This is a genomic window from Nocardia sp. NPDC101769 (assembly GCF_044766925.1).
Classification (GTDB): Bacteria; Actinomycetota; Actinomycetes; order Mycobacteriales; family Mycobacteriaceae; genus Nocardia.
In genome coordinates, this window is sequence record NZ_JBIWMX010000020.1 from 142,113 (window position 1) to 156,704 (window position 14,592).

A 14,592-nucleotide genomic window follows, 5' to 3' on the forward strand; every position below is an offset into this window, starting at 1 on the left:
AAGGGAGACAGGATGACGCGACCACAGGTTCCGGCGGTGACTGTCGCCGCGGCCGCCAATCGATCCGGCACCGTGGCGGTGCGCGCCACCGATCAGGGGATGCCGGTGGAGATCCGGTTCGAGCGCGGTGAATACCGGTACGGCGCACCGGCTCTCGCCGCCGAGATTCTGCGGCTCACCCAGCGCTCGGCGATCGTGGCCCGGTCGCGGCGGCGCGCACAGCTGGCCGAGGTGGGCGTCCCGGAGGCGATGCTGGACCGGCTGGGCCTGCCCACCCGGCAGGCCGCGGTGGACGAGCTGGATCGGCTCGACAACGCCGATACCGGACAGACCAGTTGGCTGCGGAACCGATGAGCGCCGAGATGGATGCCCTGGTCAAGGGCGTCAGCGACAAGGTGGAAGCGCTCGAGGCCACGCTGCACGGGCTGTCCCGGATCCGTGGCCGCTGCACGTCCCAGGACGGTTCGGTCACCGCCGAAGCCGATGGCGACGGCGCGCTGACCGGGCTGTGGCTGGCCGAGTCGGTGACCGCGCACGCTCCCGCCGAGGTGTCGCGGCTGATCCTCCGGGTGTGTCAGCAGGCGGCCGCCGAGGCGACCGCGCAGCGCTCCCGAATCATTGCCCGATTGAACGACTCACTGTCCGGCTGAGACGCCTCGAGAAATGTTGGGGGGCGGCCCGGATAGTGCCTGACGCGGCGACTGGATAGGCTTCCGGTCATGGCTTCTGGAGACATCGTCCCGATCGCGCTCGGCCTGACCAAAGGCGATCTTGTCACCCTCTGGGCACCCCGCTGGCGAGACGGTGACGATGAGTGGCAGGCATTCCTCGGTCACGAGGAAGACCTGTACGGATTCGAGTCCGTCGCGGAGCTGGCCGCGTTCATTCGCACCAACTCCGACAACGATCTGGTGGATCATCCGGCCTGGAAGATCATCGCCGGATTGTCGGCGGCCGAACTGGAGCCGGAGGAGCAGTACGTCTTCGATCTGGTCGGCGTGCCTGAGCTGGCCGCCGACGACCCGGACCCGGAGGTGGTCTCCGAGCTCGAGGAGACCCTCGAGATGGTCCGCAATATCGGCGACGTGTGCGAACTCGACACCGTCACCAAGTTCTTCGGCTCGCATCCGGTGCTGGGCGCGCTGGCCGGCGGCGTGGGCGCCTTCGCCGGGCGCGAGGGTGAGGAACTGTGGGACCAGGTCGGCGCGGCCATCGCCAAGGATTGGGAAGCGGTCATCGACGCCATCGACTCGGTGGTGACGATCCCGGAGGTGGATGCCGACGCGGTCTCGGTCGCCGAGGCGGAACTGCTTGCGGCGCAGGAGAACATCGTCGACGCCGAGGACGCGGCCGAGAGCGACGACGACGAGATCGAGGCCGTCGACCTGAACGAAGACGAGGAGGACGAGGAGGACGAGGAACTCTCGTTCTGGCACGAGGTCGGCATCGACCCGGTCAAGATCGTCACCTCCGACGGCACCGTCTTCACCCTGCGCTGCTATGTCGACGACGAGCCCATCTTCCTGGGCAAGAACGGCAGCATCACGGTCTTCGGTTCCGAGCGCGCCCTGGCCCGCTACCTGGCCGACGACCACGACCACGATCTGGCCCGGGTGAGCACCTACGGCGAGGTGCAGACCGCCGCCGTGGACGGCTCCCTCGATGTCGAGGTCGACGAGGAGAACGTCTACGTCCTGCCCGGCCTGTCCGAGGATCTGGCGTCCGGCCCCAAGTCCGTGGACACCGACCAGCTCGACCTGGCCGTCGAATTGTTCACCGACGCAGCTGATTACGCCGAGGACGACTCGGTCGAATCAGCCCTGGCCGTGTCCACCCCGCTGGGCTGGTACGTCTCCTATCTGCTCAACCCCGACCCGACCCGGATGGCCCCCAACCCGCCGTTCGCCGCGGAAGCGGATGCCTGGAAGGTCCTGGAGTCGGCCTTCGAGGGGCGCCTGCAAAAGGGCTGATCCGGGACAACATTCGGGCCGCACCTCCGGGTGCGGCCCGAATTACTATGCGGGACAATCTATCCCAGCAACACCGCGTAACCCGGCTTGATCACCTCGTCGATCAGGCGCAGGCGGTCCGGGAACGGGATGAACGCCGACTTCATGGCATTGATGGTGAAGCGTTCCAGATCGCTCCAGCCGTAGCCGAAGGTCTCCGAGAGTTTGAGCATCTCCTTGCTCATGGTCGTGTCGCTCATCAATCGGTTGTCGGTATTGACCGTCACGCGGAAGCGCAGGCGGGCCAGCAGATCGAAGGGGTGCTTATCGAGCGAGGGCACCGCGCCGGTCTGCACATTGGACGACGGGCACAGTTCGAGCGGGATTCGCATGTCCCGCACATAGTTCGCGACCACGCCGAGTCTGGGACCGTCGGCCGAATCGGTGATGTCGTCGGTGATGCGCACGCCGTGGCCGAGGCGCTCACAGCCGCAGAACGCCACGGCCTCGTGAATGGACGGCAGCCCGAAGGCCTCGCCCGCGTGAATCGTGAAGTGCGCCAGGTTGGCCCGCATGTAGTCGAAGGCGTCCAGGTGGCGGCTGGGCGGATAGCCCGCCTCCGCGCCCGCGATGTCGAACCCGCCGACGCCGCGGTCGCGCCAGCGCACGGTGAGCTCGGCGATCTCGCGGGAGCGGGCCGCGTGCCGCATGGCGGTGAGCAGGCAGACCATCCGGATCGGGGTGCCGGCGGCTTCCGCGAGCGCCTCGCCCTCCCGGAAGCCGGCGATGGTGTGCTCGACCACCTCGTCGAGGGTGAGCCCGGCCTCGAGGTGCTGCTCGGGCGCGAACCGCACCTCGGCGTAGACGACACCGTCGGCGGCGAGGTCCTCGGCACATTCGCGGGCCACCCGGCGCAGGCCCTCGGGGGTCTGCATGACGGCGACGGTGTGCGCGAAGGTCTCCAGATAGCGCTCGAGCGAGCCGCTGTCGGCCGCGTCCCGGAACCAGTCCGCCAGCGCAGCGGCATCGCCTGCCGGTAACTGGTCATAGCCGCAGGCGAGAGCCAGCTCCAGCACGGTCGCGGGTCGCAGCCCGCCGTCGAGGTGATCGTGCAGGACCGCCTTCGGAGCCTGGCGGATCGAAGCGAGAGTGAGGGGCATCGGTCCAGTCATGTAGCAACGTTAGCCGCATTCCCGTTCGGCAGCAGGGCGGTTGATCGGACTCACCCCACAGTTCGGCATGTCGTTGCCGTCACGTTGCTGACCAGTACGAATCCTTCACCTACCCGGCACCGGCGAGCACCTAGCGGGAGCAGGCGACACCGGTCCCGTCCGGATCGAGCAGCACCGAATACCCGGGCTGGCCCTGGTAGATCGGGCCCCCGCCCTGCGCCCACAGCTGTTCACAGCTGGTATAGACGGGCGACGGTTTGGCCTTCTTCTCGGTCGAGGGCGGCGTGACATCGCCGCGCGAGAGCGAGTTCGGCTGATGGTCTCCGGAGGGATCCGACGGAATATTCTCCCCGGGCGAGGCCTGCGCGACCGGCGCCGGCGACCACGCGGCGGGCAGCACCGCGCCCAGCGGCGCGACGATGCCGAACACGCCCAGCGCGGCAGCCGCCGCGGCCCTACCTCGGAAATCGGTTCTATATTTCACAATCCCAGGCTAGGCCGGGTCAGGCGGTGATGCGGCCCAGGATCAGCGGCTGCTGCTCCACCGGATCGGTCTCGGAAATCGTGTATGCGCTCTTCAGGATCTCGAGCACGACCGGGAACGCCTCCGGAGTATCGGTGTGCAGGGTCAGCAGCGGCTGCCCCGGAACAATGGAATCGCCTGGCTTGGCATGCATTTCGATACCCGCCCCGGCCTGCACCGGGTCGCCCTGCCGCGCCCGGCCCGCACCCAGCCGCCACGCGGCCAGCCCGACATCGAGGGCGTCGAGGCGGGTCAACGTGCCCCCGGCGGCGGCGCGCAGGGTTTCGGTGTGGCGGGCCTGCGGCAGCGGCGCGTCCGGGTCGCCGCCCTGGGCGCGCACCATGGCGCGCCAGTGGTCCATGGCTCGGCCGTCGGCGAGGGCGTCGGCCGGGTCGATGTCGGTGATCCCGGCCTGCGCCAGCATCTCCCGGGCCAGGGCGAGGGTGAGGTCGACGACATCGGCGGGGCCGCCGCCCGCCAGCACGTCCAGGGATTCGCAGACCTCCAGGGCGTTTCCGGCGGTGTGGCCGAGCGGGGTGTCCATGGCGGTGAGCAGCGCCACCGTCCGCACGCCCGCGTCGGTGCCGAGTTCGACCATGGCGGTGGCGAGTTCGCGCGCCTGGTCCAGCTGTTTCAGGAAGGCCCCGCGCCCGACCTTCACGTCCAGCACGAGCGCCCCGGTGCCCTCGGCGATCTTCTTGCTCATGATGGAGCTGGCGATCAGGGGGATGGATTCCACGGTCCCGGTCACATCACGCAGCGCGTAGAGCCGTTTGTCGGCGGGCGCGAGGTCGGCCCCGGCGGCGCACACCACGGCCCCGACGGCGGGATCCGACAGCAGTTTCCGCATGCGGTCCACCGGAATGTCGGCCTGCCAGCCGGGAATGGCCTCCAGCTTGTCGAGAGTGCCTCCGGTGTGGCCCAATCCGCGCCCGGAGAGCTGGGGCACGGCGGCCCCGCACGCCGCGACCAGCGGCGACAGCGGCAGCGTGATCTTGTCACCCACCCCGCCGGTGGAGTGTTTGTCGACGGTCGGGCGGCCCAGATCGGTGAAGTCCAAACGCTTCCCCGTGTCGATCATGGCCCGGGTCCAGCGCGCGGTCTCGCGCCGCGTCATGCCGCGCCACACGATGGCCATGGCCAGCGCCGACATCTGCTCGTCGGCCACCTCTCCGCGCGTGAACGCGTCCACCACCCAATCGATCTGCGCGTCGCTGAGTTCGCCGCCGTCGCGCTTGGCCCGAATCACGTCCACCGCCGAGTGCACACTCACACCCTCCACCCTGGCATGCGCCCGGCCCGATACGCACGGATTCCCGCGCGCGCCACGGCGATCAGCGGTTATAGCCGTCGAGCACCGCGGGTCAGAGTTGCCCCGCGGCAAGGTCGCCGGGGCCGAAGGAGTCCGGCAGCAAGGTGTTCAGGGTGACGGGGCCGCCGTGGTGATCGACGAGCAACTCGCCGCCGCCGTGTTCGAGCAGGATCTGCCGGCAGCGTCCGCAGGGCATGAGCACGGCGCCGCGGGAGTCGCAGACCGAGACCGCCCGGAGCCGCCCGCCTCCGGTCGAAATCAAGTTACCGACCAGTACACATTCGGCACAGAGGCCCAAACCGTATGAGATATTTTCCACATTGCAGCCGCTCACCACGCGATCGTCGGCGGTGAGAGCCGCGGCCCCGACGGGGAATCGAGAGTAAGGGGCATAAGCCTCTTGCATGACTTCAAAAGCCTTGGTGCGCAGGGATTTCCAGTCAATATCCGACATTTCGGACCATCCTCCCATGGACGTGGCGACACCCGCGTGATAGGCGTTCTGCCTGGTCGCGAAAATCAGGAAAGGCAAACCTAAATCACAACAATTTGGTCCAACGAGCGGCACGCCGAATTAGTTCCCCCTCAAAGCTGGGTTTAGAGTTCACGACAGATCGGTTCAGGTACCCGAGGCGGGCCTGCAGCACTGCCACCGGACGTGTGATTCCGCTCGTGAGCAGGTGGTTTCGACAGTCCGAAGGCTCCGCGCCGGATTCTGACCGGGTCCATCAACGACGTTGGAGGCACCGCACTCTATGACCACGCTAGAAGCTCCGGCCAAGCCGAAGCGGACCCTGTACCGAGGCGACCCCGGCATGTGGTCCTGGGCTCTGCACCGCATCACCGGCGTGACGATCTTCTTCTTCCTGTTCGTCCACGTCCTCGATACCGCGTTGGTGCGAGTCAGCCCGGACACCTACGACCGCGCGATCGAGACCTACAAGAACCCCATCGTCGCCCTGATGGAGATGGCCCTCGTCGTCTGCGTGCTGTTCCACGCGTTCAACGGCATCCGCATCATCCTGATCGACTTCTGGTCGCAGGGCCCGCGTTATCAGCGGCAGATGCTCTGGGTCGTGCTCGCGATCTGGATCGTCGTCGCCGGCGCCGGCGTCGGCCGCCAGTTCTTCTACCTGCTGACGAATTGAGAGCCGACATGAGTGAGCGAAGCGAACGTCAAATGAACACAGCCGCCTTTGCGGGCATGCAGGAAGCGAGCGCCAGCGAGGTGGAGGCATGACCGCACCTGTTCTCGGCAAGTCTTACGACCGCCCCGCCTCCCTCGACGCTCCACGCGCCCCCCGTCGCGTCGGCGGCAACAACTTCGAGAAGTACGCCTGGCTGTTCATGCGTGCCTCTGGCCTGCTGCTGGTCGTGCTGGTCATCGGCCACATGACGATCATGCTGATGCTCGACGGCGGTGTGCACCGCCTGAACTTCGCGTTCGTCGCCGGCCGCTGGGCCTCGCCGTTCTGGCAGATCTGGGACCTCACCATGCTGTGGCTGGCCCAGCTGCACGGCGGCAACGGCCTGCGCACCGTCATCGACGACTACGCGCGCAAGGACTCCACCCGCTTCTGGCTGAAGACGCTGCTGGTCGTGTCCATGATCCTGGTCATGGTCACCGGCACCTACGTGATCTTCACCTTCGACCCCAACATCAGTTAGGAACAGGCCACCTCGATGAGTGAATCCCGACCGATTCAGGAGCACCGCTACGACGTCGTGATCGTCGGTGCCGGTGGCGCTGGAATGCGTGCGGCGATCGAGGCCGGTCCTCGGGTCCGCACCGCCGTGCTGACCAAGCTCTACCCGACCCGCTCGCACACCGGTGCGGCGCAGGGCGGTATGTGCGCCGCGCTCGCGAATGTCGAAGAGGACAACTGGGAGTGGCACACCTTCGACACCGTCAAGGGTGGTGACTACCTGGTCGACCAGGACGCCGCGGAGATCATGGCCAAGGAGGCCATCGACGCCGTGCTCGACCTGGAGAAGATGGGCCTGCCGTTCAACCGCACGCCCGAGGGCAAGATCGACCAGCGTCGCTTCGGTGGTCACACCCGTGACCACGGCAAGGCCCCGGTGCGCCGCGCGTGCTACGCCGCGGACCGCACGGGCCACATGATCCTGCAGACGCTGTACCAGAACTGCGTCAAGCACGACGTGCAGTTCTTCAACGAGTTCTACGTGCTGGACCTGATCCTCACCGACACCGACCGCGGCCCCGTCGCCACCGGTGTGGTCGCCTACGAGCTGGCCACCGGTGAGCTGCACGTGTTCCACGCCAAGGCGATCATCTTCGCCACCGGTGGTTCGGGTCGCATGTACAAGACCACCTCCAATGCCCACACCCTCACCGGTGACGGCATGGCGATCGTGTTCCGCAAGGGACTTCCGCTGGAGGACATGGAGTTCCACCAGTTCCACCCGACAGGCCTCGCGGGCCTGGGCATCCTGATCTCGGAGGCCGTGCGCGGTGAGGGCGGCATTCTCCGCAATGCCTCCGGTGAGCGGTTCATGGAGCGCTACGCGCCGACCATCAAGGACCTGGCGCCGCGTGACATCGTCGCGCGCTCCATGGTGCTCGAGGTCCGCGAGGGCCGCGGCGCGGGTCCGAACAAGGACTACGTGCTCATCGACGTGACCCACCTCGGTGAGGATGTGCTCGAGGAGAAGCTCCCCGACATCACCGAGTTCGCGCGCACCTACCTGGGTGTGGACCCGGTCAAGGAGCCGGTGCCGGTCATGCCGACCTGTCACTACGTGATGGGTGGCATCCCGACCCGCATCCGCGGCGAGGTGTTGCGCAACAACACCGACATCGTGCCCGGCCTGTACGCCGCCGGTGAGTGCGCCTGTGTCTCCGTGCACGGCGCCAACCGTCTGGGCACCAACTCGCTGCTGGACATCAACGTGTTCGGCCGGCGCGCGGGCATCGCCGCCGCCGAGTACGCCCAGCGCGCCGAGTTCGTGGACATGCCGGAGAACCCGGCGCAGATGGTGCAGGACTGGCTGGCCGGTCTGCTCAGCGATCACGGCAACGAGCGCGTCGCCGACATCCGCACCGAGCTGCAGAACTCCATGGACGACAAGGCCGGTGTGTACCGCACCGAGGAGAGCCTCAAGTCCATGCTCGAGGAGATCCAGGTCTTCAAGGAGCGCTACTCGCGGATCACCGTGCAGGACAAGGGCCGTCGCTACAACAGCGATCTGCTCGAGGCCGTCGAGCTGGGCTTCCTGCTGGAGCTGGCCGAGGTGACCGTGGCGGGTGCGGTGAACCGCAAGGAGTCCCGCGGCGGCCACGCGCGCGAGGACTACCCGGACCGCGACGACGTCAACTTCATGCGGCACACCATGGCCTACAAGACCAGCCCGGAGCTCATCTCCGACATCCGCCTGGACTACAAGCCGGTGGTGCAGACCCGCTACGAGCCGATGGAGCGTAAGTACTGATGACTGCTGTCGCTGAAACGCCGCAGAAGCCGGCTCCGGTGCCGGACGGGTCGACCATGATCACGGTCAAGATCGCCCGCTTCAACCCGGAGGACGGGAAGGGCCAGCACTGGGACGAATTCAAGGTTCCGGTGCTGCCGACCGACCGGTTCCTGAACGTGCTGATCTACATCAAGTCCTACCTGGACGGCACGCTCACCTTCCGCCGCTCCTGCGCGCACGGCGTGTGTGGCTCGGATGCAATGCGCATCAACGGCGTCAACCGCCTGGCGTGCAAGATCCTCATGAAGGACATGCTGCCCAAGGGCGGCAAGGAGCTGACGGTCACCGTCGAGCCGATCCGCGGCCTGCCCGTGGAGAAGGACCTCGTGGTGGACATGGAGCCGTTCTTCGACGCCTTCAAGGCCGTCAAGCCGTACCTGATCACCCGTGGCAACGAGCCGACATTCGAGCGCATCCAGTCCCAGCACGACCGCGCCCGCTTCGACGACACCACCAAGTGCATCCTGTGCGCCTGCTGCACCACCTCCTGCCCCGTGTACTGGAGCGACGGCAGCTACTTCGGCCCGGCCGCGATCGTGAACGCGCACCGCTTCATCTTCGACAGCCGTGACGAGGGTGCCCGCGAGCGCCTCGACATCCTCAACGATGTCGAGGGTGTCTGGCGCTGCCGCACCACCTTCAACTGCACCGACGCCTGCCCCCGTGGCATCGAGGTCACGAAGGCGATTCAGGAGGTCAAGCGCGCCCTCCTGTTCACGCGGTGAGGATTACCCACTCCCGGGCCCCTCGGGGGTGAACCCCCGAAACCCCAGGGTCCGGGGCGAAACTCGAAGGCCGCCCGCATCTTCGGATGCGGGCGGCCTTTCCTGTGAGACGAAGGACACGGGAACCGGGGCGGCGGGTTCGAGCGTTCCCACTTCGAAGGCACCAAGCCCGGTCGCGGCCGGGCGCGCACGTAGAGGAAAGTCTGTGATCTGCTTCTTCGACCCGGCTCACGGCCCGGCCGCCATGCAAGTGACGTGGCAGCCGCAGTGGGGGGTAGCCCGTACCGTCGAGGTCTGCCAATTCTGTGCGCAGCGTATTCAGACCACGCAGCCGCCGTTCTATCAGCCGATGCAGCAGGGTTATCCGCAGCCGGGGTATCCGGCGCAGCCCGGGTATCCGCCGCCCGGTTACCCCGCGCAGCCGGGATATCCGCCGCAACCCGGGTATCCGCCCCAGCCGGGATACGCCCCGCAGCCGGGGTACGCTCCCCCGCCGCCGCGCCAGGGCCATAGCACCGGCGCCATGATCGGGGCGGGTGCGGCCGGTCTGGTGGGCGGCATGCTGATCGGCGAGATGATGTCCGACGATGACGAGCGCGACGAAGAGCGCGCCTACGAACGCGGATTCGACGACGCCGGCCGTGGCGACTACAACGGCGACGACTACAACAACGACGACGACGGCTTCTTCTGATCCGTCGGCCATAGCTGTCCGAAATATCAAGGCCGCCTGCGTCTTCCGGATGCGGGCGGCCTTGTTCTACTGCGGGCCAACGCCTTTCGCTGCCGTACCGCACTCCTCGCCTACACGGTGGTCTGATCCTGGAAACGCGCCAGGGATTCCCACGACCAGGTCAGACTGCCGTCGGCGAGGTCGGCGAGAACGCCGTCCAGCCAATGCGATTCGGCGGCGATGAGGGCGCGCTGGTATTCGTCCTCGAGCATGGTGATGCGCGGCAGCCCGAACTGCCCGGCCTGCGCCATGCCCGCGTCGATCGCCTCCAGGTCGGCGCGCCGGGCGGCGGCCCGCTTCTCGAGTTCGGCGCGCGCGGCGGCGGGGGTGAGCAGCATCAGAAACGACAGTGCCGCAGGGAATTCCGGGAATTCGTTGCGCGGCGTGCTGACCATCTCGTTGATCCAGGCGATGCATGAGGTCCGGCCCGCGTCGGTGATCTCGTAGACGGTGCGCTCCGGGTATTGCTGATCGCGCCCCGTCTCGCGCACGGCGACCAGTCCGGCCTCCTGCAGGCGCGCGATCGTCTTGTAGAGCTGCGCGCGCTGCCCCACGTTCACGACCTTGTCCTTGCCCCACTCCTTGATGCGGCGCTGGATGGCGTAGGGGTGCATCGGCTCCAGGTGCAGGATGCCGAGCACCGCCATGGCCAGGGGCGAGCGCTTGAACTGCGTGGCCTGCGTCGATGCTGTCATGCCACCCATCTTACTAGGTGCCCCAAAACTAGTTTCGAAGAACTAGTTGCGTAGTAACTAGTTCATATGTCACTATGGAGGAGCAGGCGAACCCGACCAGCACCACCACCTCCGAAAGAACAGGGCCATGAACGCCAACGACACCACCGACACCGTCAAGATCCACACCGACCACGCCACCACCAAGCACCTGGGCGACTGGACCCACTCCTCCTCGTTCGAGGTGAAGGCCCGCTACGGCAGCGTCGTCATCGACCTGCGCTCGCCCTGGATCGAGGGCGAGCAGGAGATCGTGGTACACGCCGACCTCGACCACGCCATGGTCAAGCTGCTGGTCCCCGAGGACGCGGTCATCGACCAGACCGAGCTGGCCTGGACCGGTCGCGGCCGGGTCAAGGACATGGCCCGCCCGCAGGACGCCGCCGGCCGCGTCATCCGGCTCACCGGTTCCAGCACCAAGAGCGAGTTCCGCATCCACCGCGGCGGCATCGCGGTGCTGTCCGCCCTGTTCAGCCGCGAGTTCTTCGAGGACGCCAAGCAGGCGCACCGCGAGGGCCGCACCCCGACCCTGCTCGACCCGGCCAACGCGCCGCGCTGATCACCGCCTCCCGCCGGGTCCGGCTGCAAACGGGCCCGGCGGGAGAACGGCCATTCGTCGCCGCGTTCGATACGGGTACGAATGCCTACCTGACAGCGGCCCGCCGCTCGCCGTTCACCGACACCGGGACCGCCCAGCTGGTCAATCTGACCAGCTGGGCGGCTTTTCGTTGTCTAGATCACATACCGGTGCTTGCATCGAAGTATGTTCAGCGAGGCTCAGTTGTACTCGCCGGTCACGAAGGGGGCCGACGGCGATGTGACAGTGCACTTGAGCGACGAGCATCCGGGTGTGCACGACCCCGTGTACCGGGCCCGCCGCAATGCGATCGCCGCCATGGCGCTGGAGTACCACCCCGGGGCCCGGGTGCCGCACATCGACTACACCGCGGAGGAGCAGCAGGTCTGGCGGATCGTCTCCGCCGAACTGGCGCGTAAGCGGGAGCGCTACGCGTGCGCGGAGGTGATCGCGGCCGCCGAGCGCCTCGGGCTGCCATCGGACCACATTCCGCAACTCGACGAGGTGACCGCGAAGCTGGTGCCGCTCACCGGATTCCGGTACGCGCCCGCGGCCGGACTGGTGCCGCTGCGGGAGTTCTTCGGCTCGTTCGCCGACCGGATCTTCCATTCCACCCAGTACATTCGCCACCACTCCGCGCCGCTCTACACGCCGGAGCCGGACGCCGTGCACGAAATCCTCGGGCACGCCAATCAATTGGCCAGCCCGCGCTTCGCGGCCGTGTACGAGACGGTCGGCGCGGCGGTGGCCCGGCTGGAGACCGAGCGGGCGCTGAAGTTCCTGGCCGACGTGTTCTGGTTCTCGATGGAGTTCGGGGTGCTGCGCGAGCACGGCGAAGTGCGTTGCTACGGTGCGGGATTGCTGTCATCGTTCGGGGAGATCGAGGAGTTCCGTCAGGCCGAGCTGCGGCCGCTGGACATTCATGCCATGGGGACCATCGCCTACGACATCACCCACTACCAGCCGATTCTGTACTGCGCCGAATCCGTCGGCGAGATCGAGGATGTGGTCGGCGGGTTCTTCGAGACCATGACCGATGAAACGGTGGCGCGGCTGGTCAGCGTGAAGCAGGTCTGAGGCGAGCACGCCTCGGCTACAACGGCATCCCGGCTTCGAGGAACTCGATGACCCGAATAATTTGTTCCGGGCTGAAGGTCTCGCGGTCGATGAAGCTCAGCATCGCACCGCTCAGCGCTCCGGCGAAGATGCGTACTTCGAAATCGCCGGGTGACCGCCCGGTTCTGCGCGCGACCAATTCGGCGATCATGTCATTGCTGCGTTCCAGTTCACGCGCGACCGCACCGCGCAATTCCGGCACCGTGGACAACAGCTCCACTCGCTGCCGCTCGAACTCCTGCTCCTCGGGGCCGAGGGCGGCGAACGACTCCACGGTGGCCTGCCGGAAGGCCGCCAGGACCGACAGGTTCGCGGGTTGGGACTCGAAAGCCTCGATCATGAACGGGTCCAGATCGTCGGCCATCGCCACTTGTTCCTTGGACGGGAAGTAGCGGAAGAACGTGCTGGGCGAAATATCGGCGGCCGCGGCGATCTGCTCGACCGTGGTCTCGGTGTAGCCCTGTTCCCGGAACAGCCGGAACGCCTCCATACGAATGGTGCGGCGGGTGCGTTCCTTCTTGCGTTCACGCAGACCGCCTCCGGCCGCGGTCTTCACCGGGACCGGAGGCGTCGCGGAGGCAGTCTCAGCCGACATGGACCGATTGTCCCGCATCGAGATCTGGGGTCACGACCGGATCCTTGCGACGGATCACGAGGGCGGCCAGGACCGCGGCGATCGCGCAGATGGCGGTGCACACCCACAGCATGGCGCTCATGCCGTCGACGAAGGCGCTCTGCACGTGGCCCAGCAGGGCCGGGTCGCCGAGCTTTCGGGCCACACCGACCCCGGCGTTCACGCCGTCGGAGATGGGTGCGCGGTCGAGACCGCCCAGGCCGGAGCGGTACCGGGTGGACAGTACGGTGCCGAGGATGGCGACGCCGATGGTACCGCCCGCCTGCCGCAGCGCCTGCAGCAGCGCGGATCCGGAACCGGCTCGTTCGGGGGTGAGGTCGTCGGTGGCGGCGCCCATGGCGGCAGGCATCACGAATCCCATGCCGACACCGAGCAGGACCAACGCGGCGGCCGCGAAACCGTAGCCGCTGTCCACGGTGATGAGCGCGCCCATGGCGAGACCCGCTGCGAGCAAGGCGAATCCGGCCACCAGCACGGTGCGGACGCCGGTTGTGGGCAGCAGCTTGTCCACCACCCGGGAGCCGGCGGCCAAGCCCGCGATGAGCGGCAGCAGGCGCAGGCCACTGCCCAGCGTGTCGGCTCCCAGCACCGCCTGGAAGTACTGCGGCATGGTGAAGAACAGGCCGAACATCGCGAAGTTCACCAGCACCATGAACACTGTGCCCCAACGGAATCCGGGCTCACCGAAGAGGCCGAGGTCGACCAGCGGATGGGCGGTCCGGCGCTGCCACAGCATGAACGCCGCACCCAGCACGACGCCCGCCGCGATGGCGGTCCAGGCCACGGCGTCGCCCCAGCCCTCCTGGCCGCAGCGAATGAAACCGTAAGTGACGCCGAGCATTCCGGCGGCAGCCAGCAGGGCGCCGGGCAGATCGATGCGGAAGATGCTCTCGCTCTTGGATTCCGGGACCAGCAGGCCGACGGCGGTCGCGCCGACGATCACCAGCGGCACATTGAGCAGGAAGGCCGAACCCCACCAGTAGTGCTGCAGCAGCCAGCCGCCCACGATCGGGCCCAGCGGCAGGCCGATGGCGGTGGAGGTGATCCAGATGGTGATGGCGCGCTGCCGTTCCCGCTGTTCCGGGAAGAGGGCGGGCAGGACCGCCATGGACAGCGGCATCATGACCGCCGCGGCCAGACCGAGCACCACGCGCCCGGCGATGAGCTGGCCGGAGGAGGTGGCGAAGGCGCACGCCACCGAGGCCACGCCGAACAGCAGCAGCGCGGCGAGCAGGAACTTCTTGCGGCCGTACCGGTCGCCGAGGGCTCCTGCCGGAAGCATGAAGGCGGCCAGGGCCAGGGTGTATGCGCTGCTGAACCACTGCAGCGCGGAGGTATCGGCGTGCAGGTCGACCGCGAGGGTGGGCAGGGCGACGGTGAGCACGGTGACATCGAGGCCGATGGTCAGCATGGCGACCGCCAGGGCTCCCAGCGCCAGCCAGCGGCGCACTCCCTGAGCTTTCATGACAGCTCCAATCATTTGGGATCTTCTCGATAATGAGAGCGTCTCTCATTTAGCAGAGTCTGTCAATTCTTGTCGTGTCATGGGTCGGGGCGGGCCACGATGGGGTGCATCACCATTCCGCTGTCTGGTACTGGAGTCCCAAATACTTGTCGCGACA

Annotated in this window: 17 protein-coding genes; 10 read left to right on the forward strand and 7 right to left on the reverse strand. The window is 67.3% G+C overall.

The features are described 5' to 3' along the window. Positions 1–12: 12 nt before the first annotated feature. The 3 genes from ACIRRA_RS28185 (at position 13) to ACIRRA_RS28195 (ending at position 1,970) form a co-directional block, all read left to right on the forward strand. On the forward strand, positions 13–354 hold the full coding sequence (locus ACIRRA_RS28185; protein ID WP_402774033.1) for a hypothetical protein: 342 nt from the start codon (positions 13–15) through the stop codon (positions 352–354). Beyond that, a complete protein-coding gene (locus ACIRRA_RS28190) occupies positions 351–650 on the forward strand; it encodes a YbaB/EbfC family nucleoid-associated protein (protein ID WP_402774035.1) in 300 nt (99 codons plus the stop codon). The genes ACIRRA_RS28185 and ACIRRA_RS28190 overlap by 4 nt, the downstream gene beginning before the upstream one ends. A 69-nt stretch (positions 651–719) precedes the next feature. Beyond that, positions 720–1,970 carry a primosomal protein gene (locus tag ACIRRA_RS28195; protein WP_402774038.1) on the forward strand — a complete coding sequence of 417 codons (1,251 nt, stop codon included), beginning with the start codon at positions 720–722 and terminating at the stop codon, positions 1,968–1,970. 59 nt (positions 1,971–2,029) lie between these two features. Here ACIRRA_RS28195 and ACIRRA_RS28200 read toward each other — a convergent pair whose 3' ends face one another. The 4 genes from ACIRRA_RS28200 to ACIRRA_RS28215 form a co-directional block, all read right to left on the reverse strand. Next, positions 2,030–3,121, reverse strand: a complete 1,092-nt coding sequence (locus ACIRRA_RS28200) for an adenosine deaminase (protein WP_402774041.1) — start codon at positions 3,119–3,121, stop codon at positions 2,030–2,032. 130 nt (positions 3,122–3,251) lie between these two features. Then, on the reverse strand, positions 3,252–3,605 hold the full coding sequence (locus ACIRRA_RS28205; RefSeq protein WP_402774044.1) for an excalibur calcium-binding domain-containing protein: 354 nt from the start codon (positions 3,603–3,605) through the stop codon (positions 3,252–3,254). A 19-nt stretch (positions 3,606–3,624) separates the two neighbouring features. Further along, entirely contained in the window at positions 3,625–4,917 is a 1,293-nt protein-coding gene (locus tag ACIRRA_RS28210; RefSeq protein ID WP_402774047.1) for a thymidine phosphorylase, read from the reverse strand. A 91-nt stretch (positions 4,918–5,008) separates the two neighbouring features. Next, positions 5,009–5,410 (reverse strand): cytidine deaminase, encoded by a 402-nt coding sequence (locus ACIRRA_RS28215; protein ID WP_356997223.1) that lies wholly within the window; start codon positions 5,408–5,410, stop codon positions 5,009–5,011. 301 nt (positions 5,411–5,711) lie between these two features. On the opposite strand from ACIRRA_RS28215, the gene sdhC reads away from it, so the two are divergent. The 5 genes from sdhC (at position 5,712) to ACIRRA_RS28240 (ending at position 9,870) form a co-directional block, all read left to right on the forward strand. Beyond that, a complete protein-coding gene (sdhC, locus tag ACIRRA_RS28220; RefSeq protein ID WP_402774050.1) occupies positions 5,712–6,104 on the forward strand; it encodes a succinate dehydrogenase, cytochrome b556 subunit in 393 nt (130 codons plus the stop codon). 88 nt (positions 6,105–6,192) lie between these two features. Beyond that, a complete protein-coding gene (locus tag ACIRRA_RS28225) occupies positions 6,193–6,624 on the forward strand; it encodes a succinate dehydrogenase hydrophobic membrane anchor subunit (RefSeq protein WP_354830186.1) in 432 nt (143 codons plus the stop codon). A gap of 15 nt (positions 6,625–6,639) precedes the next feature. Beyond that, entirely contained in the window at positions 6,640–8,409 is a 1,770-nt protein-coding gene (sdhA, locus tag ACIRRA_RS28230) for a succinate dehydrogenase flavoprotein subunit (protein ID WP_402774053.1), read from the forward strand. Then, positions 8,409–9,176: a succinate dehydrogenase iron-sulfur subunit gene (locus ACIRRA_RS28235; protein WP_356997219.1), complete on the forward strand. Its 768-nt coding sequence runs from the start codon at positions 8,409–8,411 to the stop codon at positions 9,174–9,176. The genes sdhA and ACIRRA_RS28235 overlap by 1 nt, the downstream gene beginning before the upstream one ends. A gap of 205 nt (positions 9,177–9,381) precedes the next feature. Then, positions 9,382–9,870, forward strand: a complete 489-nt coding sequence (locus tag ACIRRA_RS28240; RefSeq protein ID WP_402774056.1) for a hypothetical protein — start codon at positions 9,382–9,384, stop codon at positions 9,868–9,870. A gap of 110 nt (positions 9,871–9,980) precedes the next feature. On the opposite strand, the gene ACIRRA_RS28245 is transcribed toward ACIRRA_RS28240, so the two are convergent. Next, entirely contained in the window at positions 9,981–10,604 is a 624-nt protein-coding gene (locus ACIRRA_RS28245) for a PadR family transcriptional regulator (protein WP_356997215.1), read from the reverse strand. Positions 10,605–10,731: 127 nt separating this feature from the next. Between ACIRRA_RS28245 and ACIRRA_RS28250 the strand changes: the two genes are divergently transcribed. Then, the gene (locus ACIRRA_RS28250) at positions 10,732–11,202 is read left to right on the forward strand and encodes a hypothetical protein (protein WP_402774059.1); all 471 of its coding nucleotides are present in this window, start codon (positions 10,732–10,734) and stop codon (positions 11,200–11,202) included. Positions 11,203–11,406: 204 nt separating this feature from the next. After that, positions 11,407–12,297: a phenylalanine 4-monooxygenase gene (locus ACIRRA_RS28255; RefSeq protein ID WP_356997211.1), complete on the forward strand. Its 891-nt coding sequence runs from the start codon at positions 11,407–11,409 to the stop codon at positions 12,295–12,297. Positions 12,298–12,313: 16 nt separating this feature from the next. Here ACIRRA_RS28255 and ACIRRA_RS28260 read toward each other — a convergent pair whose 3' ends face one another. Next, positions 12,314–12,931 (reverse strand): TetR family transcriptional regulator, encoded by a 618-nt coding sequence (locus ACIRRA_RS28260; protein ID WP_402774062.1) that lies wholly within the window; start codon positions 12,929–12,931, stop codon positions 12,314–12,316. Continuing rightward, positions 12,921–14,435 (reverse strand): MFS transporter, encoded by a 1,515-nt coding sequence (locus ACIRRA_RS28265; protein WP_402774065.1) that lies wholly within the window; start codon positions 14,433–14,435, stop codon positions 12,921–12,923. The genes ACIRRA_RS28260 and ACIRRA_RS28265 overlap by 11 nt, the downstream gene beginning before the upstream one ends. Positions 14,436–14,592 lie beyond the last annotated feature (157 nt).